The 21295-nt window shown below is 75.0% G+C and carries 17 protein-coding genes; 13 read left to right on the top strand and 4 right to left on the bottom strand.

What is annotated here, in order from left to right:
- Window positions 1–27: 27 nt before the first annotated feature.
- Entirely contained in the window at window positions 28–1215 is a 1188-nt protein-coding gene (gene glf, locus ACI79L_RS04005; RefSeq protein ID WP_456935525.1) for a UDP-galactopyranose mutase, read from the bottom strand.
- 154 nt (window positions 1216–1369) lie between these two features.
- On the opposite strand from glf, the gene ACI79L_RS04000 reads away from it, so the two are divergent.
- Genes ACI79L_RS04000 through ACI79L_RS03960 form a run of 9 tightly spaced genes read left to right on the top strand, consistent with a single transcriptional unit; the run spans window position 1370 to window position 13299 of the window.
- Window positions 1370–2311 carry a class II aldolase/adducin family protein gene (locus tag ACI79L_RS04000; protein ID WP_456935524.1) on the top strand — a complete coding sequence of 314 codons (942 nt, stop codon included), beginning with the start codon at window positions 1370–1372 and terminating at the stop codon, window positions 2309–2311.
- On the top strand, window positions 2308–3990 hold the full coding sequence (locus ACI79L_RS03995) for an NTP transferase domain-containing protein (protein ID WP_456935523.1): 1683 nt from the start codon (window positions 2308–2310) through the stop codon (window positions 3988–3990). Before ACI79L_RS04000 ends, ACI79L_RS03995 begins: the two co-directional genes overlap by 4 nt.
- 37 nt (window positions 3991–4027) lie before the next feature.
- Window positions 4028–4450, top strand: a complete 423-nt coding sequence (locus ACI79L_RS03990) for a GtrA family protein (protein ID WP_456935522.1) — start codon at window positions 4028–4030, stop codon at window positions 4448–4450.
- A complete protein-coding gene (locus ACI79L_RS03985) occupies window positions 4443–5162 on the top strand; it encodes a glycosyltransferase family 2 protein (protein ID WP_456935521.1) in 720 nt (239 codons plus the stop codon). The genes ACI79L_RS03990 and ACI79L_RS03985 overlap by 8 nt, the downstream gene beginning before the upstream one ends.
- The gene (locus ACI79L_RS03980; RefSeq protein ID WP_456935520.1) at window positions 5159–5749 is read left to right on the top strand and encodes a hypothetical protein; all 591 of its coding nucleotides are present in this window, start codon (window positions 5159–5161) and stop codon (window positions 5747–5749) included. The genes ACI79L_RS03985 and ACI79L_RS03980 overlap by 4 nt, the downstream gene beginning before the upstream one ends.
- On the top strand, window positions 5740–7833 hold the full coding sequence (locus ACI79L_RS03975; protein ID WP_456935519.1) for a hypothetical protein: 2094 nt from the start codon (window positions 5740–5742) through the stop codon (window positions 7831–7833). The genes ACI79L_RS03980 and ACI79L_RS03975 overlap by 10 nt, the downstream gene beginning before the upstream one ends.
- A complete protein-coding gene (locus ACI79L_RS03970; RefSeq protein WP_456935518.1) occupies window positions 7830–8582 on the top strand; it encodes an HAD family hydrolase in 753 nt (250 codons plus the stop codon). Before ACI79L_RS03975 ends, ACI79L_RS03970 begins: the two co-directional genes overlap by 4 nt.
- The gene (locus ACI79L_RS03965; RefSeq protein WP_456935517.1) at window positions 8579–10954 is read left to right on the top strand and encodes a hypothetical protein; all 2376 of its coding nucleotides are present in this window, start codon (window positions 8579–8581) and stop codon (window positions 10952–10954) included. The genes ACI79L_RS03970 and ACI79L_RS03965 overlap by 4 nt, the downstream gene beginning before the upstream one ends.
- The gene (locus tag ACI79L_RS03960) at window positions 10951–13299 is read left to right on the top strand and encodes a hypothetical protein (RefSeq protein WP_456935516.1); all 2349 of its coding nucleotides are present in this window, start codon (window positions 10951–10953) and stop codon (window positions 13297–13299) included. The genes ACI79L_RS03965 and ACI79L_RS03960 overlap by 4 nt, the downstream gene beginning before the upstream one ends.
- 122 nt (window positions 13300–13421) lie before the next feature.
- Here ACI79L_RS03960 and ACI79L_RS03955 read toward each other — a convergent pair whose 3' ends face one another.
- Together ACI79L_RS03955 and ACI79L_RS03950 are read right to left on the bottom strand one after the other, a co-directional pair.
- A complete protein-coding gene (locus tag ACI79L_RS03955) occupies window positions 13422–15845 on the bottom strand; it encodes an LGFP repeat-containing protein (RefSeq protein ID WP_456935515.1) in 2424 nt (807 codons plus the stop codon).
- The gene (locus tag ACI79L_RS03950; RefSeq protein ID WP_456935514.1) at window positions 15842–16387 is read right to left on the bottom strand and encodes a hypothetical protein; all 546 of its coding nucleotides are present in this window, start codon (window positions 16385–16387) and stop codon (window positions 15842–15844) included. The genes ACI79L_RS03955 and ACI79L_RS03950 overlap by 4 nt, the downstream gene beginning before the upstream one ends.
- Before the next feature lie 157 nt (window positions 16388–16544).
- Between ACI79L_RS03950 and ACI79L_RS03945 the strand changes: the two genes are divergently transcribed.
- From ACI79L_RS03945 to ACI79L_RS03930, 4 genes are read left to right on the top strand one after another with little or no spacing between them, the layout of a single operon-like run.
- On the top strand, window positions 16545–17471 hold the full coding sequence (locus ACI79L_RS03945; RefSeq protein WP_456935513.1) for a glycosyltransferase family 2 protein: 927 nt from the start codon (window positions 16545–16547) through the stop codon (window positions 17469–17471).
- Window positions 17468–18565 carry a mannose-1-phosphate guanylyltransferase gene (locus ACI79L_RS03940; protein ID WP_456935512.1) on the top strand — a complete coding sequence of 366 codons (1098 nt, stop codon included), beginning with the start codon at window positions 17468–17470 and terminating at the stop codon, window positions 18563–18565. Before ACI79L_RS03945 ends, ACI79L_RS03940 begins: the two co-directional genes overlap by 4 nt.
- 42 nt (window positions 18566–18607) lie before the next feature.
- Window positions 18608–19378: an SDR family NAD(P)-dependent oxidoreductase gene (locus ACI79L_RS03935; protein ID WP_456935511.1), complete on the top strand. Its 771-nt coding sequence runs from the start codon at window positions 18608–18610 to the stop codon at window positions 19376–19378.
- Between the two features lie 16 nt (window positions 19379–19394).
- The gene (locus ACI79L_RS03930; RefSeq protein WP_456935510.1) at window positions 19395–20363 is read left to right on the top strand and encodes a DNA-3-methyladenine glycosylase family protein; all 969 of its coding nucleotides are present in this window, start codon (window positions 19395–19397) and stop codon (window positions 20361–20363) included.
- 31 nt (window positions 20364–20394) lie between these two features.
- Here ACI79L_RS03930 and rfbA read toward each other — a convergent pair whose 3' ends face one another.
- Window positions 20395–21267, bottom strand: coding sequence for a glucose-1-phosphate thymidylyltransferase RfbA (rfbA, locus tag ACI79L_RS03925; protein WP_456935509.1), 873 nt, complete (start codon window positions 21265–21267; stop codon window positions 20395–20397).
- Between the last annotated feature and the right edge of the window lie 28 nt (window positions 21268–21295).

The following is a 21295-nucleotide window of genomic DNA, read 5'->3' as shown; positions in this document are numbered from 1 at the left end:
GGATCAGTCCTCGGCTCAGTCGTCGGCTCAGTCGTCGAGGCGGCCGTCGAGCGAGCCACCCTCGTCGAAGAAGGGGCGGATGCGGTTGTCGAACATGCTCAGTGCCGAGCCGATCGCCATGTGCATGTCCAGGTACTTGTAGGTGCCCAGCCGGCCGCCGAAGAGCACACGCTTCTCCGCGGCCTCCTTCTTGGCCAGCTCGCGGTAGCGCTCGAGCTTGGCGCGGTCCTCGGGCGTGTTGATCGGGTAGTACGGCTCGTCGCCGGTCTCGGCGAAGCGCGAGTACTCGCGGACCACGACCGTCTTGTCGGCCGGGTAGTCCCGCTCGGGGTGGAAGTGCCGGAACTCGTGGATCCGGGTGAAGGGCACGTCCTCGTCGGCGTAGTTCATGACCGAGGTGCCCTGGAAGTCGCCGATCGGCAGGACCTCGGTCTCGAAGTCCAGCGTGCGCCAGCCCAGCTCACCGGCCTCGTAGCCGAAGTACTTGTCGATCGGGCCGGTGAAGACGGTCGGCACGTCGGCCGGCAGCTCGTCCCGCACGTCGAACCAGTCCGTCGACAGCCGCACCTCGATGTTCGGGTGGTCGGCCATCTTCTGCAGCCACGCGGTGTAGCCGTCCTTCGGCAGACCCTCGTAGGTGTCGTTGAAGTACCGGTTGTCGAACGTGTAGCGCACGGGGAGGCGGGCGATCACCGCGGCGGGCAGCTCGGTGGGGTCGGTCTGCCACTGCTTCTTGGTGTAGCCGCGGATGAACGCCTCGTACAGGGGGCGGCCGATCAGGGAGACCGCCTTCTCCTCGAGGTTCTGCGCGTCGGCGGTGTCGATCTCACCGGCCTGCTCGGCCACCAGCGCGCGGGCCTCGGAGGGGGAGTAGCTGCGCTCGAAGTACTGGCAGATCGTGGCCAGGTTGATCGGCAGCGAGTAGGTCTTCCCCTGGTAGATGGAGTAGACCTTGTGCTGGTAGTTCGTGAACTCGGTGAACTGGTTGACGTACCGCCAGACCCGCTCGTTGGACGTGTGGAACAGGTGGGCGCCGTAGACGTGCACCTCGATGCCCGTCTCGGGCTCGGGTGCGGAGTAGGCGTTCCCACCGATGTGGTCGCGTCGGTCGAGGACGAGCACGCGCTTGTCCAGCTGGCTGGCCACCCGCTCCGCGACGGTCAGCCCGAAGAAGCCGGAACCGACGACGACGAGGTCAGGTCTCGCTGAGGTCACGACTCGCGACGATACCGTCGCGGTGCGCCCGGCTCCCGCTGTCGCGGCCGATTCCTGGTACGGACCCGTCCCGTTCGTCACAGCCGCCCCGAGGGTGCCGCCGAGTCCCGTGGGTCACCGGGGGGTGACACCCGGTCGGGTAGGTTGCCGCCACGTGACGAGCGAGACGCTTGCCGAGTTGAACCGGCACGCCGCCGCCATCGGTGACGACCTGCGCCTGGTCCAGGGGGCCGGCGGCAACCTCAGCGGCAAGGACGGCGACCTGGTCTGGGTCAAGGCCTCCGGGACGAAGCTGGCCGAGGCGCTGGAGCGCCCCATCTTCGTCGGGGTCGACGGCCCCCGCGCCCGCGTGGACGTCCTGCAGGTCGAGGACCTGCGGCACGTCGTCGTCGAGCTGGCCGACGAGCGGGCCTCCCGCCCGTCCATCGAGACCGCCCTGCACGTGCTGCTGCCGCACCGCTTCGTCTTCCACGTGCACTCCGTGGGCGCCGTCGCGGCCGCGGCCCAGCGGCAGCCGGACGCCGTGCTCGACCGGCTGCGCGAGGTCGCGCCGGTCGGCTGGGTGCCCTACGCCAAGCCCGGCATCGCCCTGGCGCGGGCGGTCCTCGCCGCCCAGGAGGCCGCCGGGCCCACCGAGGAGACGGTGTTCCTCCTCGGCAACCACGGCCTGCTGACCGCGGCCCCCACGGCCGACCGCGCCCGGGAGCTGGTGGACCAGGCCGAGGCCGCGCTCCGCCGCGACGACCGGCCGGTCCCCGGCGACGACGAGACGGCACTGGCTCCGGCGGGGACACTCGGTGCGGACGCCACCCGGCTGCTGACCGGGGGCGTGCTCACGCCCGACTCGGCGGTGTTCCTGGGCAGCCGGCCCTTCGGGACCGCGCCGGGGCAGGGCAGCCCGCTCGTGGTGACGCCCGACGGCGGCGTCGTCGTGGACGGACCCCTCTCGGCGGACGCCCGGGAGATCGGCCGGGGACTGGTGGCGATGGCGCGGCACGCCGACCCGTCGGCCCCGGTGCGCTATCTGGACGACGACGAGGTCGCGGACCTCGTGGACTGGGAGGCCGAGAAGTGGCGACGCGGGATGGAGCGGTGACCCCGCAGCTGGTGATCCCCATGACGGGGATCAGCTCGCGGTTCACCGCCGCCGGCTACGACCGGCCCAAGGCGCTGATCGAGCTGGACGGCGAGACCGTCATCGACCACGTCGTCGACATGTTCCCCGGGTGGGACGACGTCGTGTTCATCTGCAACGCCGACCACCTGGCCGACCCCCGGCTGCGGCTGCGCGAGCGCCTGCTCGAGCGCCGGCCGAACGGGAAGGTCGTCGAGGTGGCGGCGCACAAGCTCGGCCCCGGCCACGCCGTGCTGGAGGCCGCCGAGCACATCGCCCGCGACAAGCCGGTCGTCGTCAACTACTGCGACTTCACCTGCTACTGGGACGCCGACGACTTCGCCGCCTACCTGTCCTCGGGCGTGGTGACCGGCGGGGCCATCCCGGCCTACCGCGGCTTCCACCCGCACATGCTGCACTCGACGTCCTACGCCTACCCGAGGCTCGAGGGCGAGTGGGTCGTCGACATCCAGGAGAAGAAGCCCTGGACCGACGACCCGGCCAAGGAGTTCGCCTCGTCGGGCACCTACGGGTTCGCCAGCGGCCAGGTGCTGCTCGACGCGCTGGCCCACCAGGTCGAGCACGGCTACGACCTCAACGGCGAGTACTACCTCAGCCTGACCTACAAGAGCGTCCTCGACATGGGCCTGACCATCGGCGTGTACGAGCTGCAGCACTTCATGCAGTGGGGCACCCCGCAGGACCTCGAGGAGTACCGCGAGTGGTCGACGGCGCTCGCGCACTGGACCCGCGGCCCGGCCGCCCCGCAGCCCGGCGCCGCCCGCGTGGTGCTCGCCAGCGGCGCCGGCAAGCGCTTCGCCGACCTCGGCTACGACCGGCCCAAGCCGCTGCTCGACGTCGCCGGGCGGACCCTGCTCGAGCACGCGCTGCTCGCCGTCCCCGGCTCCCGGTCGGTCGTGGTCACCCGCGCCGACCTCGGCGACGGCGGCGAGGTGGCCCGACTGGCCCGCGCCCAGGGCGCCGAGGTCGTGGAGCTGGAGAAGCTCTCCCGCGGGCAGGCCGACTCCGCGCTGCAGGGCCTGCGCCCGCTGCTCGACGGCGCCGCCGACCAGCCGGTCACCGTCACCGCCTGCGACGCGGTGCCCCGCCCGGCGCCCGGCGCGCTCGACGCCGCCCTGGCCGCCGCCGGCGAGGACGGCCTGGTCGTGTGGGTCGCCCCCGGCTACCGGCTGGCCCGCCGCCGGCCGCAGCAGTACGGCTGGGTGACCTGGGAGCCGGCCGGCGAGCAGGTCGGCCGGGTGCAGCAGACCTGGCTCAAGGAGGCGCCGGACGACCCGGCCGCCGCCGGCGTGATCATCGGGACGTTCACGTTCCCGACCACCCGCGGCGCGGTGGCCGACGTCGAGGAGCTGCTGGCCAGCGACGAGACGGTCAACGGCGAGTACTACCTCGACAGCCTGGTGCGGCGGTTCACCGCCGCCGGGCGCCCGGTGGTCGCGCTGCTGCTGGACAGCTTCGTCTCGCTGGGCACGCCCGACGAGTACGAGACCTTCCGCTACTGGCAGAGCTGCTTCCACAAGTGGGTGCACCACCCGTACGCGCTGGCGGCCGACCCGATGGTCCCGCCGACGGCGCGCGCGGACCTCGACCGCGCCTTCCGCTCCTTCGTCCCGGCCGCCAGCGGCCGGACGTGGACCTGACCGGTCCCGTGACCGTCGCCGGAGGGGGGAACCGGTCGTGAGGGGTTCACTGGCACGCTTCGTGCTGGTCGGTGGCACCACCGTGCTCATCGACGCCGTCGTCTACCAGCTGCTGCTGTGGGGCGGCGTCGGCCACGGCTGGGCCAAGGCGCTGGGCTTCATCGCCGGCGCGGTGTTCGCCTACGTCGCGAACTGGCGGTTCACCTTCCGCGGGCAGTCGCACCGCTGGTCGCTGGTGGCGTTCGTCGTCATCTACCTGTGCGCCCTCGGGATCAACGTCGGCGCCAACGCGCTGGTCCTCGCCGTCCTCGACGACGGCCGGACCTGGCAGCTGGCCGCGGGCTTCCTGGTGGCCACCGGGCTGTCGGCCGCGTGGAACTTCGTGGGCATGGCCCGCTTCGTCTTCCGGTCGCCCGCGCGCGGCCCCGAGCCCCGAGAGGTGGCCTCCCCGCATGGCTGAGCCGACCCGGCCCACGCCCGCCTTCAGCCTCGTCGTCCCCTGCTACAACGAGGCCCGCTCGCTGCCCGAGCTGGTGCTGCGCGCCCGCTTCACCGCCGAGGCCGGCGACGGCGAGGTGATCCTCGTCGACAACGGCAGCACCGACGACACCCCCGAGGTGCTCGCCCGGCTGCTCGACCCCGCCGACGAGCGGGTCCGGTCGATCCGGGTCGACCCCAACGAGGGCTACGGCTGGGGGATCACCTCCGGGCTGGCGGTGGCGCGCGCGCCGATCGTCGGCTGGACCCACGCCGACCTGCAGACCGACCCCGCCGACGCGCTGCGCGCCGTCGCCGCGATGGAGGGCGCGCAGGGGCCGGTGCTGGTCAAGGGCCGCCGCTACGGCCGGCCGGTCGCCGACCGGGTGTTCACCGCGGGCATGAGCGTCTTCGAGACCGTGCTGCTGCGCCGCCGGCTGACCGACATCAACGCCCAGCCGACGATGTTCTCCCGCGAGCTGCTCGACCAGTGGGGCACCCCGCCCAAGGACTTCTCGCTGGACCTGTTCGCGATGTACACCGCCGCCGAGCGGGGCTTCGACATCCGCCGGGTGCCGGTGGTCTTCGCGCCCCGCCGCTTCGGCACCTCGTCCTGGAACGTCGACCTCGCCGCCAAGCGCAAGTTCATCAAGCGCACGGTCGACTTCAGCCTGGCGCTGAGGAAGCAGCTGTGACCCTCGTGGTGGCCCACCGGCGGAACCTGCCGGCCGAGCTGGCCGACACCCCGCGCGAGCTGGGCATCGAGATGGACATCCGGTCCTACGGGGACCGGCTGGTGGTCACCCACGAGCCGTTCGACCCGGGCGTGGACCTCGAGGAGTGGCTCGACGCCTACGCGCACGCCTTCCTCGTGGCCAACGTCAAGGAGGAGGGCCTCGAGGAGCGGGTCGAGGCCGCGCTGGCCGCCCGCGGCGTCGAGGAGTGGACCTACCTCGACCAGTCCTTCCCCTTCATGGTGCGCACGCTGCGCCGCGGCGAGAGCCGCTGCATGGCGCGCATCTCGGAGTACGAGTCGGTGCACACCGTGCTGGCGCTGCGGCCGCGCGCGCAGTGGGTGTGGCTGGACTCCTTCACCGGCGCCCTGCCGCCGCGCGAGGACCTCGCCGCGCTGGCCGGCACCGGGTACCGGGTGATGGTGGTCAGCCCCGAGCTGCAGGCCCGCGACCCCGAGCCGGAGCTCGCGGGCATCCGCCGCGCGCTGGCCGAGGCCGGCCTGGAGCTCGACGCCGTCTGCACGAAGAGGCCTGCGCTGTGGGCCTGAGGGAGCTGGGCCCCCGGCAGAAGCTGCTGCTCGCCGCGGGGTTCGCGGTGCGCGTCGCGCTGCTCGCGGTGCTCGTGCCGGCGGTGCAGCGCGCCTGGTTCGCCCCCTTCGTCGAGCACTTCCTCGACCAGCCCTCGTTCACCCCGTGGTCGGAGTGGCTGGCCGACGGCGGCGTCGAGCAGGCCTTCCCGTACGGGCCGCTCATGCTCGTCTGGTTCGGCTTCTTCGGGCTGCTCACCTCGTGGCTGCCGGTGCCGTGGGCGGTGCAGCTGGGCATGGCGACCGGGGTCCTGGTCGCCGACCTGCTGATCACCTGGCTGCTGCTGCGGACCGGCGGCTCCCGCCCCGGCCGCGCGGTCGTGCTCGCCGCCGTCTCGCCGATCCTCGTCTACGCCGCGTACGTGCACGGCCAGCTGGACCTGGTGCCGACGCTGCTGATGTTCGCCTCGGTGCTGGCCTTCCGACGCCGGCAGTGGTCGGCCGCCGGCGTGGCCGCAGGCCTGGCGATCGCGGTCAAGGCCAGCTCGGTGCTGATCGTGCCGTTCGCGCTGCTGTTCCTGCTGCGCAACAGCCGCTACCGGGCCGCCCTCGTCCCGTACCTGACCGGGCTGCTGCCCGGCCTGGTGCTGTTCCTGCTGCCCGCGGTCTCCGGCGGCTACCGGGAGATGGTCCTCGGGACGCCGACCTTCGGCGCCGCCGTCGACTACGTCATCACCCTCGGCCCCGGGCTGCAGCTGGTGCTGCTGCCGGTGGTCTACGCCGCGCTGCTCGCGGTGCTGTGGCGGTTCCGCCGCGCCAACCCCGACCTGGTGTTCACCGTGACCGCGGTGGCCCTGGCCGCGGTCGCGCTGCTCACCCCCGCCTCGCCGGGCTGGTTCCTGTGGTCGGTGCCCTTCCTCGCGGTGATCGCCGCCGGCACCGGCCCGCGGGTGCGCGCCGCCGTCTTCTGCTTCTGGGTCGCCGTCACCGCCGCGCAGGCGGTCACCGCCAGCGGCGCGGCGCCGCGGTGGGACGCCCCCGCCCTCGGCTCGGCCTTCCGGGACGTCGACCGCTCGACGTTCGACCTGCCGGCCTGGGTGTTCGACCTGCTGGCCACCACGGCCGTCGTCGCCGGGGCGATCGCGCTGGCGATGGTCCTGCGCGGCGCGCTGCAGCAGTACGACGTCTACCGGCTCTCGCGGGCGCCGCTGTCGATGGCGGTGGCGGGGGACAGCGGCACCGGCAAGGACACGCTGTGCATCTCGCTGTCCGACGTCTTCGGCGAGCAGGCGACGTCGTTCCTCATGGGCGACGACTACCACCTCTACGAGCGGCACGCGCCGCTGTGGAACGTCACCACCCACCTGGACCCGGCGGCCAACGACCTGCCCCGGCTCACCCGGGACACCTTCCGGCTGCTGGCCGGCGAGGAGGTGTGGTGCCGCCACTACGACCACGCCCGCGGCCGGTTCACCAAGCAGCGCCCGATCGCCCACCGCGAGCTCGTGGTGGTCAGCGGGCTGCACGCGCTGACCAGCGGCGACGTCCGCGCCAAGGTGGACCTCACGGTCTTCACCGACATGGACGAGCCGCTGCGGCGCCGGCTGAAGATCGAGCGCGACGTCGGTGAGCGCGGGCACGCGCTGACCTCGGTGCAGGCCTCGATCGACCGGCGCGAGCCCGACCGGGACCGCTACATCCTCCCGCAGCGCCCGCTGGCCGACGTCGTCCTGCGGCTGGAGTCCGAGCGGTGCCTGCCGCCGGAGGACCAGCCGCTGGACGCCCCGCTGTCCCTGCGCGTGGTCGCCCGGCTGCGCGGCCTGGCGTTCGCCGAGCGGCTGAGCCGGGCGCTGATCTCCGTGGGCGGCGTCCCCTCCCGCCTGGAGTACCTCAACGAGCCGGGCGCGGTGGAGCTCACCGTCTCGCCGTCCCCGCTCACCCCCCGGGACGTGCGCAGCCTCGCCCGCCACCTGCTCGACCGGCCGGAGGAGCTGTTCGTCAGCGAGCCGGTGTGGCTCGGCGGCAGCCGCGGCCTCATGCAGTTGATCCTCGTCCTGGCGATGCTCGAGCGTCGCCGCAACCGGTTGGAGTCGACCCTCCGATGAGCACCACCCCCCGCCTGCCGTCGCTCGTCATCTTCGACCTCGACGACACGCTCTACCCCTACGAGCCCTGCCACCGGGCGGGGACCGCGGCGGTGGTGGCCTTCGCCGCCCGCGAGCTGGGCGTCAAGGACCGGGCGTTCCTCGACGTCTGGGACGGCGCGCGCAAGCGGGTCAAGGCGCGGCTGGGCGAGACCGGCAGCTCGCACAGCCGGCTGCTCTACGGGCACGAGGCGATCGAGATGCTGGGGCTGCGCAGCCAGCCGGCGCTCGCGCTGGCCCTGGAGCAGGAGTACTGGCGGGAGTACCTGCTGGCGGCCAAGCTGCGCCCCGGCGCCCGCGACCTGCTCAGCTCGCTGCGCTACAACAACATCCCGATCGCGATCGTCACCGACCTGACCGCGCAGATCCAGTTCCGCAAGCTGGTGCACCTGGAGCTGGACCAGGTCGTCGACCACGTCGTCACCTCCGAGGAGGCCACCGGCGACAAGGTCACCCTCGAGCCGTTCCGGGTGCTGTTCGACCGGCTGCCCCGGCAGGAGTCCAGCCACGTGTGGTTCGTCGGGGACTCCGTGCCCGACGTCTCCTGCATCGACCGGCTGGTGGCGGACAGGCTGATCGAGTCCGGCACCGGCTGGCTGCTCGCCGGCCGCGGCGACGCGCCGAGCAGCGCGTTGACCTGGTCCCGCCTGGAGCAGATCGAGGACGCCCTGCACGACCTGATCCCCGGCGGGCGGGAGGCCTCCGCATGAGCTCCCGGGCGTCCGTGCTCGACCGGCCGGGCACGCCGCCCGGGGCACCGGTGCCCCCGGGCGCCGGCCCGCGCTCCCCGGCCCGCGCCGGCCTGGTCGCGGCGGGGCTGTTCGTCGCCGCCGAGGCCGTCCTGCTGCTGGTCGTGCGGCTGTGGCAGCCGCGGTTCTTCTACATCGACGACATGCAGGCGCAGTACCTGCCGGTCTTCTCCTGGTTCGGCCGGCAGTCCGGGACGCCGCCCCTGATCGACCCGGACCAGGGCTCGGGCGGCGCGTTCGTCGCCGACCTCCAGTACGGCGTGCTCGACCCCGTGCACTGGCTCCTCGCCCAACTCGTCGGCTCGGCGGAGGACCTCAACGCCGCGGCGTGGGGGATGAAGATCCTGGTCGTCGCGGTGATGGGGCTGGGGACCACGGTCCTCGCCACCCACCTCGGCGCCCGCCCGGTGTGGGCGGCCGCGGCCGCGCTCGGCGCGGTCAACTCCGGCTTCATGCTCTGGTACGCCACGTCCTGGTGGCCCTCGGGCTGGGGGACCGCCTGGATGCCGTGGCTGTGGTGGGCGCTGTCCAGCCGCAGCCGCTGGGCGGTGCCCGGCGCGGTGGTGGCCGCCTACATGACCGTCACCTCCGGCTACCCGTACGCGCTGCCCTTCTCGGCGATCGTGGTCGCCTGCGTCGTCCTCGTCCGGCTGCAGCGGCCGCGCGCCGAGGGCGGCGTGCGCGACCTCGTCGTCCGGCTGGCCGCCGGCGCCGGCGGCGCGCTGCTCGGCGCGCCGGGCCTGCTCACCGCGAGCGCCCTCACCCCGTTCAGCCAGCGCAGCCTCGGGGGCGCCGGCGATGCGTTCGGCAACGCCGGCGAGCACATCCCCAACCTGCTCGACGTCCTCCTCGGCAGCGCGACCCTCTCGCCGTCGGTGCTCGGCTGGTGGGGCGACCGGATGCAGCCGGCGGTCATGGCGCTGGCCTGGTTCGTGCTGCCCGTGCTGGCGCTGGTCCGGTGGCGGGTCCGCCCCGACGGCGTCCGGCTCTGGCGCACCGCGGGCGTGCTGCCGGCGGCGGCGCTGTGCGTCGTCGCGGTCGTGGCCACGCAGAGCCCGACGGTGCTGTTCGACCTGCGCTACCCGTGGCGCTACGTGGTCATCCTGCAGGTCGTGGCGCCGGTGCTGGTCGCCGTGCTCGCCGGCCGCTGCGGGCTGGACCTCGGCCGGCGGCGGCTGGCCCTGGCCGCCGGGCTGCTGGCCGCCCAGGGCGTCCTGGCCTGGTCACGCACGCCGGTCATGTGGAGGTGGCACTTCTTCGTCGTCTTCTGGGGGCTGGTCGTCCTCGCCGTCGCCGGGGTGCTCGCGCACCGGCGCGCGGCCCGGGACGCCGAGCCGGCCGCGGACGGCGGGACCCCGGCCCGGGCACGCGCCGGCGCCGTCCTGGCGGTGCTCGCCCTGGTGGCCACCGCGGCGGCGCCGCTGGCCAGCATCGGCGCGGCGATCACCTACCAGCGCATCGACGCCCGCGACCACGGCGACGAGCCCACCGGGCTGCCCGCCCGCGGCGTCTACGACACCGAGGTGTGGCCGTCGCTGGTCGCGGACTTCGAGGAGGCCAGCCAGGGCGTCGGGCTCAACGCGACCGTCCTCTGGTGGGGCGAGCCGGGGGAGGACCGCGGCGCGCTGCGCGGGGCCGCGGTCGGCAACGCCGCGCTGCTCGCCGGCATCCGGCCCGGCTACGCCTACACCTCGCTCGGCCAGGCCGGCTGGGCGAACCGGTGGTGCGCGAGCTTCGTCGGCGTCGTCGGCGGCTGCCCCGACGCCGTCGACCGGCTGCTCGCGCAGGTCCCCGGCACCGACGTCACCTGGCTCGAGGCGCTGTCGAAGGACGTCGTCCTGCTCGACGAGCGGGCGCCCGCCGAGATCCGCGCGGCGCTGGACCGCTCCTACGAGCGCACCGGCGAGGACCGCGGGCTGCTGCGCTACGAGCGCCGCGAGGCCACCCCGGGCCGGGTCACCTGGGTCAGCGACGGCGTCGACTCGGTCGAGGCCCTCGACGTCGGGTTCGAGCAGGAGAGCTACCGCGTGCGCTGGTCCGGCGACGACGCCCGCGTCCTCACCCGGATCCCGTGGTGGCCGGGCTACGTGGCGCGGGTGGACGGGCGGCCGGCCGACGTCGAGGTCGTCGACGGCACCGCCGTCGAGGTCGTGCTGCCCGACGGCGGCGGGGAGGGCACCCTGGAGATCGCGTACGAGCGGCCCCGGGCCGGGCTCGGGACCGTCGCCGTCGGCGCCGGCGCCGTGCTCTCGGTCCTCGCCCTCGCCGCGGGCCTCGGTGCGACCACCGGGCTGGAGCGACGGCTGACGAGGAGGCGGAACCCGGCGGGATGACCGCGACGCAGGCACACCGGTCCGAGACGGCCCCGATCGCGGCTCCCCGCGGCCCCGCGGGCCGTCGCCGTGCCCGCGACGCGGCGCTCGCCGTCGGCGGGTACGTGCTGGCCCAGGTCGCCTTCCTCGCGGTCCTCCGCGCGCTGGTGCCGCGGTTCTTCTGGCTCGACGACCAGCAGGCGCAGTACGTGCCGGGCCTCGGGTACCTCGGCCGGTCCCCGGGCGTCCGCCCGCCGCTGCTGGACCCCGAGCTCGGCTCGGGCGGCAACTTCGTCGCCGACCCCCAGTACGGCGTCCTGGACCCCACGCACTGGCTGATCAGCGCGGCGGTCGCCCGCCTCGACACGCTCCGGGACGCCGGCTGGCTGCTCGGCGCCGGCGCCACCCTGGTCCTCGGGCTGGGCCTGGTGCTGCTGCTGGTCGTGCTGCGGGTGCGCCCGGCGCTGGCGGCGGCCACGGCGGTGGGGGCGGCCAGCACCGGCCTGTTCCTGTGGGTCGGCGGGTCCTGGTGGCCACTGATGTGGGGCACCGCGTGGCTGCCCTGGCTGTGGCTGGGCCTGGTGCTGCGCCGCTGGCCGGGCGCCGTCGTCACCGCGCTGGCCGCCTGGCAGCTCACCGCCTCCGGCTACCCGTACGTGCTGATCCCCGCCGGGGCGCTCGTCGCCGGGCACCTGCTCGAGCAGCGCCGCCGCCGGCGGGAGGGACGGGACACCGCACCGGTCCTGTCCCGGCTGGTCGCCGGGGCCGCCGGCCTGGTCGCCGGGGCGCCGGGGCTGCTGGCGTCGCAGGAGATGGCCGAGGCCTCCACCCGCAGCGAGCCGCCGGAGACGGTGCTGGCCAACGTCGGCTCGCTCATCCCGAACCTGCTCGACGCGGTGCTCGGCGGGAACACGCTGACCCCGAGCGTCTCCGGCGCCGCCGGCGGCTACCTCTGGACGCCGCCGCTGGCCGCCACCGCCGTCCTCGCCCTGCCCGCCCTCGCCCTGGTCGACCGGCGGCGGGCGCTGCGCGGGCGCGGGGTGCTCACCGCGCTGGTGCTGCTGGGGGCGGCGCTGGTGCTCACCCAGATGCCGACCGACGTCGGCCAGTTGCGCTACCCGTTCCGCTACCTGGCCGTCTCCGGACCGGCGCTGGCCGTGCTGGCCGCCGTCGCGCTGACCGCCGCCGCCCGCCCCACCCGCCGCCGCGTCCTCGCCGCCCTCGGCCTGGTCGGCGCCCAGCTGGCGCTCGCGCTGGTGCGCTCCCCGGCACTGTGGGCGTGGCACCTGCTCGCCGCGGCGCTGGCCGCGGTGGCGGTGGCGGCGCTGGCGCTGCTGGTCCGCCGGCGCGCCGCCACGGCCGGGGGAGCGCCGCGCGCCTGGCTGCCGCGGGTGGCCGGTCCGGTGCTGGTGGCGCTGGCGGTCGCGGCCGACCTCGCCCCGGTCGGCTCGACCACGCTGGCCCAGGCGCGGGCCGACGAGCAGGCGGAGCTGCCGGCCACCGGGCTGCCGTTCCGCAACATGGCGCTGCGCCCGGACTGGGGGGACGACGTCGCCGCCTTCCGCGACCGCGCGGTGGCCGTGGACACCGCCCTCACCGTGTACGTCTTCGGCGGGTTCGACGACGTCGACCGCGAGGTCCAGGACCAGGGCTGGGACTGGGGGGTGCTCCCCGGCAACGCGAACCTCGTCGCCGGCCTGCGCCCGGGCTTCGGCTACGTGGCGGTCGGCCACGACGCGTGGACCGAGCGGCTGTGCCAGGACCTGTTCGGCCAGGTGCAGTCCGCCGAGGAGTGCACCGACGGGCTCCTCGAGCGGGTGCCCGGCACCGACCTGCGCTGGATCGACGCCCTCTCCTCGGACCAGGTGCTGCTCTCGCCGTACACCCCGGACGCGGTCCAGGAGCACTTCCGCGACGGCGGGACGTGGACCGGGGCCGGCCTGGCCGGCGTGTACGGCCGCTTCGTCCGCGACGACGACCTGCCCGGCCGGGTCACCTGGGCCTCCGACGGCGTCTCCGTCGAGGCCGCCGGCGACGAGGCCCCGGGGGACGCGGCCTTCCGCAGCGGCGAGCCGGGGGAGTCCCTGCGGGTGTCCACGCCCGCGGACGGCGGCCGGTTGGTGCTGCGGATCCCCGCCTGGCCGGGCTTCCGGGCCGAGGTGGACGGCACCGCGGTCGAGGTCGGCTCGGTCGAGGACACGCTGCTGACGATCGAGCTCCCCGGGGACCTCGACGACGCCCGGGTGGACCTGTACTTCGACCCGCTGGCCGACCGGCTGCTGGTGCCCGCCGCCGGCGCCGGGGTGCTGCTGCTCGTGCTGGCGGTGGCCGTCGAGGTCGTCGTCCGGCGCCGCCGCACCGCCTGACCGGCACCGCCCGGCCGGCACCACCCGACCGGCCGGCACCACCCGACCGCCCGGCCCCGGACGACGGACGGCCCCGGGACACCGCAGTGTCCCGGGGCCGTCCGCGTCCTGCCGCGCGCCGGTCAGTCGGTCGTGACCGTCACCGTCGCCCCGCCGGCGCTGGTCCAGCGGATCGAGCCGTGCTCGAAGTCCTGGCGCTGCGCCCCGTCGGGCTCGGTCACCAGGTCCCCGGTCGGGTAGCCCAGCCGGCCGGACTCGGACCCGGCGCCGGCGTAGGCCTGCGCCACCGGCCCCCGGACGGCGTGCGCCCCGGTGGCGGCGGACCAGTAGATCCGGCCGTTCTGGAACACCTGCACCCAGCCGCTGCCGGCCGCCCGCGCCCGGTCCGCCGTCGGGTAGCCCAGCGGGCCGGACTCGCCCAGCAGCGCGTCGTAGGCCGGGGACAGCGGCGCCAGGACCGCGTGCGCGCCGGTCGTGGGCGACCAGTGGATGCGGCCGTTCTGGAACGCCTGCGTCCACCCGCCGCCGGCCGTCTGGTACCGGCCGCCGACCGGGTAGCCCAGCGGGCCGGACTCGCCCAGCAGCGCGTCGTAGGTCGCCGAGATCGGCGCCAGGACCGCGTGCGCGCCGGTGGTGGGGGAGTAGTGGATGCGGCCGTTCTGGAAGGCCTGCGTCCAGCCGTCGTTCCACGTCCGGTACCGCGCGCCGATCGGGTAGCCGAGCGGGCCGGACTCGCCCATCAGCGGGTCGTAGGCCGTCGAGATCGGGCTGAGCACGGCGAACGTGCCGCTGGCCGGGGAGGAGTGGATGCGGCCGTTCTGGAACGCCTGCGTCCACCCGCCGCCGGGCGTCGCGTAGCGCGACCCGGTCGGGTAGCCCAGCGGCCCGGACTCGCCGAGCAGCGAGTCGTAGGTCGCCGCGATGGGCGCCACGACGGCGTGGCCGCCGGTGGCCGGCGACCAGTGGATCCGCCCGTTCTGGAAGGTCTGGGTGAACCCGTTGCCCGGCGTCGGGTAGCGGTCGCCGGTCGGGTAGCCCAGCGGACCGGACTCCCCGAGCAGCGCGTCGTAGGCGGTGGAGATGCCGCCGATGACGGCGTGCGCGCCGGTGGCCGGCGACCAGTGGATCCGGCCCTCCTCGAAGCCCTGCACCCAGCCGCTGTTCACGGTCTGGTAGCGGTCGCCGACCGGGTAGCCGAGCGGCCCGGACTCGCCCAGGAGCTCGTCGTAGGCCGACGAGAGGGGCGCCAGGACGGCGTGCGCGCCGGTGCTGGGCGACCAGTGGATGCGGCCGTTCCGGAAGCCCTGCACCCAGCCGCTGTTCACGGTCTGGTAGCGGTCGCCGACCGGGTAGCCGAGCGGCCCGGACTCGCCGAGCAGCGCGTCGTAGGCGGCGGAGATCGGGGCGAGCACCGCGTGCGCGCCGGTGGTGGGGGAGTAGTGGATGCGGCCGTTCTGGAAGCCCTGCGTCCACCCGTCGCCCCACGTCGCGTAGCGCGCGCCGACGGGGTAGCCGAGCGGGCCGGACTCGCCCATCAGCGGGTCGTAGGCGGCGGAGATCGGGGCGAGCACCGCGTGCGCGCCGGTGGTGGGGGAGTAGTGGATGCGGCCGTTCTGGAAGCCCTGCGTCCAGCCGTTGCCCCAGGTCGGGTAGCGCGCGCCGACCGGCGCGCCGAGGGCGCCGCCGACCCCGCCCATCCGCTGCCAGAGCGCGTCGATCTCACCGACGACCGAGTACTGCGTGCTGCCGAACCAGTCGGTGAACATCCGCCAGAAGTTGCGGTTGCCGTAGGACGAGCACCCGTCGCCGGTGCCGTAGAGGTTGTTCAGTGCCGCCTGGTTGGGCGGGTAGGGCGTGTAGACGTACAGCCCGGCGGTGGCCTGGTTCTCGATGTAGACCGACGTCGTCCCGCAGCCGGCGTTCGGGTGCCACTGGATCGTGTTCCAGCGGCCGGCCTGGTACGAGTAGTTCTTCCAGTTCACCGCGTACCGCCGGTACTGCCAGGCGGCCTTGTAGACCTGGTTGTAGAAGCCGTAGTACTGCGCGTCGCACGGGGCGGTGTCCGGGCAGCCGTAGCCGGTGGCCTTCTTGTAGGCGTTGTCCCAGGTCGGGTTGGTCTTGGTGACCAGGCTGGTCTCCTTCTGCAGGAGGACCAGCAGCACCCGCGGGTTGACCTGGCAGGCCTGGGCGACGTTCCAGATGATGTCGGCGGCCGTCTGCCCCGCGACGCCGTTGTACTGGGCGCACTGGGTGTCGGCCGGCCGGGTCCAGGTGTTCTCCCGGTAGTCCTTCAGGCAGGTGTAGCCGGCCTGGCAGGACGTGACCTTGCCGTTGAGGAAGGCCTGCACGTCCCAGGGCGCCATCGTGGAGGCGTCCCAGAAGACGGCGTCGCTGATGATGTTGCCGGCGCGGAAGTCCGCGGCGCTGGCCGCCTGCGCGGGCGCGGCGGTGGTCACCTGCACGACGCCGACGCCGGCCAGCGACGCCAGCACGCAGGCCAGCGCCAGCAGCAGCCGGGCCCGCCGGGGGACGGAGCGGCCGCTCACGGGACGTCCACCGTCACCGTCTCGGACTCCAGCTCGGCCGAGCCGGAGGTGTAGGTCACGGTGACCGCCCACGCGCCGGTGCTGCCCTCGGGCAGGACGACGGCGAGCGCGCCGCACTCGGTGGTCGCCGGGCCCGGCTCGGCCTCGGTGGCGGCGCTGGACACCGCGTCGCCGCCGCCCGCGGGCTCGGCGACGGCGGTGCACTCGCCGCCGGCCTCGACCAGGCCCTGGACGAACGCGGCGGCCTCGATGCCGGGCAGGCCGGGCGACCACTCGGCGCGGGCCAGCACCAGCGAGGCGGAGTCGACGGGGGCGTCGCTCTGCACGGCGTCGGTGTCCACCGCGGGCGGGCTGTCCGCCGCCGGAGCGCCGGTGGTCGGGTCGGCCGGGGGACTCGACGTGCCGGCGGCGGTCGTCCCGTCGGCGGTGGGGGTGGTGTCCGCCTGGGTCCCGCCGGTGCTGCAGCCGCCGAGCACGAGCAGGCCGCAGGTCAGGGCGAGCGGTACGGCGGCGCAACGGTGGGTGAGGAGGTACTTGCGCACAGACACCCATCGGCCGGAGGGAGCCGTTCCTTGAGTCCGGGGGGATCGCGGCGGCGGGGGTGGGAACGTCCCGTCACAGTCGTCCCGGACGCCCCACCGACCCCGGTCGCCTCCCTCGCGCGGAGGCCCGCCGCGGGGCGCATCTAGGTTGGGAGGTGTGAGCGCACCGCCGTCGGGACCCCTGCGCGTGGTGGCGGTCACCTACTCGCCCGGCGAGGCCCTGGAGGGCTTCGTGACCTCCCTGGCGAAGGCGACGACCCGCCCGGTCGAGGTGGTGCTCGCCGACAACGGGTCCACCGACGGCGTCCCGGAGCGGGTGGCCGCCGAGCACCCGCACGTGCGGCTGCTGCGCACCGGCGGGAACGTCGGCTACGGCGCGGCGGTCAACGCCGGCCTGGCCGGGGCCGCGGGCCGGTACGCGCTGGTGGCCAACCCCGACGTCCGCTTCGAGCCCGGGTCGGTCGACGAGCTGCTCGCCGTCGCCGCCCGCTGGCCGCGCGCGGCCACCGTCGGCCCGGCCATCCGCACCCCCGAGGGCGAGCTCTACCCGTCGGCGCGGGAGCTGCCGCGGCTGTCCACCGGCGCCGGGCACGCGCTGCTCGGGTGGGCGTGGCCGGGCAACCCGTGGACCGCGCGCTACCGCCGGGAGCGCGAGGCGCCGCGCGAGCGCACCGCCGGCTGGCTGTCGGGCTCCTGCTTCCTCGTCGACCTCGAGGCGTTCCGGGCGGTGGGCGGCTTCGACCCCGGCTACTTCATGTACTTCGAGGACGTCGACCTCGGTGAGCGGCTCGGGCGCGCGGGCTGGCTGCACGTCTACGCGCCGAGCGCCGTCGTCGTCCACGAGGGCGGGCACGCCACCCGCCGGGAGCCGCACCGCATGCAGCGGGTGCACCACACCAGCGCGCTGCGCTACCTGTCCGGCCAGTACCCCGGCCCCCGCAACGCCCCGCTGCGGGCCGCGCTCCGCGCCGGCCTCGGCGGCCGGATGCTCCTGTCCTACGTCAGCGGGCGGGTGGCCGCCGGGGCCCGCTTCCAGCGCCGCGCCGACGACGTCGGCCGGGCCCGCCGGGGAGGCGCGGCATGAGGCACGCGGTCATCATGGCCGGGGGCTCCGGCACGCGGCTGTGGCCGCTGTCCCGCTCCGCCCGGCCCAAGCAGCTGCTCGACGTCCTCCAGGACGGGGACGGCGGCGCGCACAGCCTGCTGGCCGAGGCCTTCACCCGGCTGGAGGCGGTGCTGCCGGCCGAGCGGATCTGGGTGTGCACCGCGGCCCGCTACGGCGACCAGGTGCGGGCCGCCCTGCCGCGGCTGCGGCCGGACCGGCTGGTGCTCGAGCCGGTCGCCCGCGACACCGCCAACGCCGTCGGGCTGGCCGCCGCCCTGGTCGCCGAGGCCGACCCGGACGCCGAGCTCGCCGTCGTCAGCGCCGACCACGTGATCCGCCCGGTCGAGCGGTTCGCCGCCACCCTGACCACCGCCTTCGAGGCGCTGGCCGCGCGGCCGCGGGCGCTGGTCACCCTCGGCATCACGCCGACCGCCCCGGCCACCGGCTTCGGCTACGTCCGCCGCGGTGCGCCCACCGAGGTGCCCGGGGTCGCCGAGGCCGCCGCGTTCAAGGAGAAGCCCGACCGCGCCACCGCCGAGGCCTACCTGGCGTCGGGGGAGTACCTGTGGAACTCCGGCATGTTCGTCTGGCGGGCCCGCACCGTGCTCGACGCGCTGGCCGACCACCTGCCGGCGTCGGCGGAGGGGCTGGCCCGGATCGTGGCCGCGCCGGCCGGGGCCGAGCGCGACGCCGTCCTCGCCCAGGTGTTCCCGACGCTGCCGAGGACGAGCGTCGACTACGCCGTCCTCGAGCCCGCGGCCACCGAGCCCGGCCGGGTGCTGGTCGCCGACCTCGACGTCGAGTGGCTCGACGTCGGCTCGTGGCCGGCGCTCGCGCAGACGCTGGCCACCGCCGACGGCAACGCCGTGGGCGGGCTCGCGGTGACCCTCGACAGCGCGGGCAACATCGTGTTCAGCGACGACCCGGAGCACCTCGTGGCGCTGGTCGGGGTCCGCGACAGCGTGGTCGTGGCCACCGCCGACGTCACGATGGTCTGCCCGGTGTCCGACGCCGAGCGGGTCAAGCAGCTGCTGTCCGCCGTGGAGGACCGGCACGGTGCGCGCTTCAGCTAGGCCCTGGTCAGGCCCGGTCCCGGGCGTGGTGTGATGCCGGTCATGAAGAACTTCGACGTCGCAGCTGTCGTGTCCGGTGGGGCCTCCGGCCTCGGGGAGGCCACCTCCCGTGCGCTCGCCGCGCGCGGTGCCGCGGTGACGATCCTCGACCTCAACGAGGAGCGCGGGAAGGCGCTGGCCGACGAGCTCGGCGGGCACACGACCTTCGTCCGCACCGACGTCACCGACGAGTCCCAGGTGGCCGCCGCGATCGAGGACGCCACCGGCAAGGACCGGCCGCTGCGCGTCGCGATCAACTGCGCGGGCATCGGCTGGGCGCAGCGCACGGTCGGCAAGGGCAACACCCCGCACGACCTCGACCCGTTCCTCCGCACGGTGATGGTCAACCTGGTCGGCACCTTCAACGTGCTGCGCCTGGCCGCCGCCGCCATGGCCGCCACCGAGCCGGAGGAGGACGGCGAGCGCGGCGTCGTCGTCAACACCGCCTCGATCGCCGCCTTCGACGGCCAGATCGGCCAGCTCGCCTACAGCGCCTCCAAGGGCGGCATCGTCGGCATGACGCTGCCGGCCGCGCGCGACCTGTCCAGCGTCGGCGTGCGGGTGTGCACCATCGCCCCCGGCCTGGTCGACACCCCGCTGCTCGGCGGCCTGCCCGAGGAGGCCCGCACCGCGCTGGCCAACGGCATCCCGTTCCCCAAGCGGCTGGGCCGTCCCGACGACTTCGCCCAGCTGGCGCTCGCCATCGTCGAGCACGGCTACCTCAACGGCGAGGTCATCCGGATGGACGGCGCGCTGCGCATGGCCCCCCGCTGACCCTCCGGAGACCCGTGTGACCGCTGCACTGCCGGCCCCGACCCCGCCGGCACCCGCACCTCCCGCCGTCCTCGCCGGCGCCGACTTCACCGACTGCTGGCGGCCGGACTGGCGCTTCGAGCTGAAGGCGGTGCTGCGCCCGCACCAGCGCAGCGCCGGGGACCCCGCGATGCAGTGGGACGGGGACGCCGTCTGGCGGACGACGACCACCCCGTGCGGGCCGGCCACGGTGCGCCTCACGTACCGGGGCGGCGAGGTGCGGGTGCAGGCGTGGGGCCCGGGCGCGGAGTGGGCCGGCACGGCGGTGCCCGGCTGGCTCGGCGCGTTCGACGACTGCGCGGGCTTCGACCCGGACTGCCACCCGCTGGTCCGCGAGATCGCCCGGCGCACGCCCGACCTGCGGCTGGGCCGCACCGGCCGCACCTGGGACGCGCTGGTCCCGGCGGTGCTGGAGCAGAAGGTCACCGTCGTCGAGGCGCACCGGGTGTGGCGGGCGCTGCTGCGGCTGGCCGGCGACCCCGCGCCCGGCCCCGCCCCCGAGGGCATGCGGGTGCTGCCCTCGCCGCGGCGGCTGCGGGAGGTCACCGACTGGGAGTGGCACCGCTGTGGCCTCGACGGCGCCCGCCGGCGGGCGCTGCTGCACGTGGCGTCGGTCGCGCACGCGCTCGAGCCGGACGACGGCTGCGACTCGCCGACCCTGCAGCGCAGGCTGCGCACGGTGCCGGGCATCGGGGTGTGGACCGCGGCCGAGGTCGTCCAGCGCACCCACGGCTGCCCCGACACCGTCAGCTACGGCGACTACCACCTGAAGAACCTGGTGGGCTGGTCGCTGGCCGGCCGCAAGACCGACGACGACGGGATGATGGAGCTGCTGGAGCCCTGGCGCGGGCACCGGCAGCGGGTGGTGCGGCTGCTGCACGTCGGCGGGAGCATGCCGCCCCGCCGCGGCCCGCGGATGGCGCCGACGAACTACCGCCGCTTCTGACCCCACCCGGCGCAGGCGCCCGGGCCGGTCCTCACGGGCGGGGGTCGTCCAGCAGGCGCAGCAGGTAGTCGCCGTAGCCGCTCTTGCCCAGGGGCCCGGCGGCGCGGCGCAGGCCGTCGTCGTCGAGCCAGCCCTGCCGCCAGGCGACCTCCTCGATGCAGCCGATCTTGAGGCCCTGCCGCTCCTCGACCACCGAGACGAACTCGGTCGCCTGACGCAACGAGGCGAAGGTGCCGGTGTCCAGCCAGGCGGTGCCGCGGTCGAGGACGGTGACGGTCAGCCGGCCCTGCTGCAGGTAGTGCTCGTTGACCGCGGTGATCTCGAGCTCGCCGCGGGCGCTGGGCCGGATGCCGCGGGCCACCTCGACCACCGAGGACTCGTAGAAGTACAGCCCGGGCACGGCGTAGGAGCTCTTCGGCGTGGCGGGCTTCTCCTCGATGGAGAGGACCTTCCCGCCCCCGTCGAACTCCACGACGCCGTAGTCCTGCGGGTTGGCCACGTGGTAGGCGAACACGTGCCCGCCGTCGGGGGAGGGCAGCCGTCCCAGCGCCGTCCCGAGGCCGGCGCCGTAGAAGATGTTGTCGCCCAGGACCAGCGCCACGGCCTCGTCACCGACGAAACCGGCGCCGATGAGGAACGCCTGCGCCAGGCCCTCGGGCTTCTCCTGCACGGCGTACTCGATCCGCATCCCGAGCCGGCTGCCGTCGCCGAGCAGCGCCCGGAACGCGGCCTGGTCGCCCGGGGTGGTGATCACCAGCACCTCGCGGACGCCGGCCATCATCAGCGTCGAGAGCGGGTAGTACACCATCGGCTTGTCGTAGACCGGCATGAGCTGCTTGCTCACCGCCTGGGTGATGGGGAACAGACGGCTCCCCGTGCCTCCGGCCAGGATGATCCCCCGCATGACCGGCGACGCTAGCGACCGCCCGTCG

This window comes from Geodermatophilus sp. SYSU D00684 (assembly GCF_054050455.1).
Note: the sequence above shows the minus strand (reverse complement) of the source record. Positions and strands in the feature narration are given on the sequence as shown.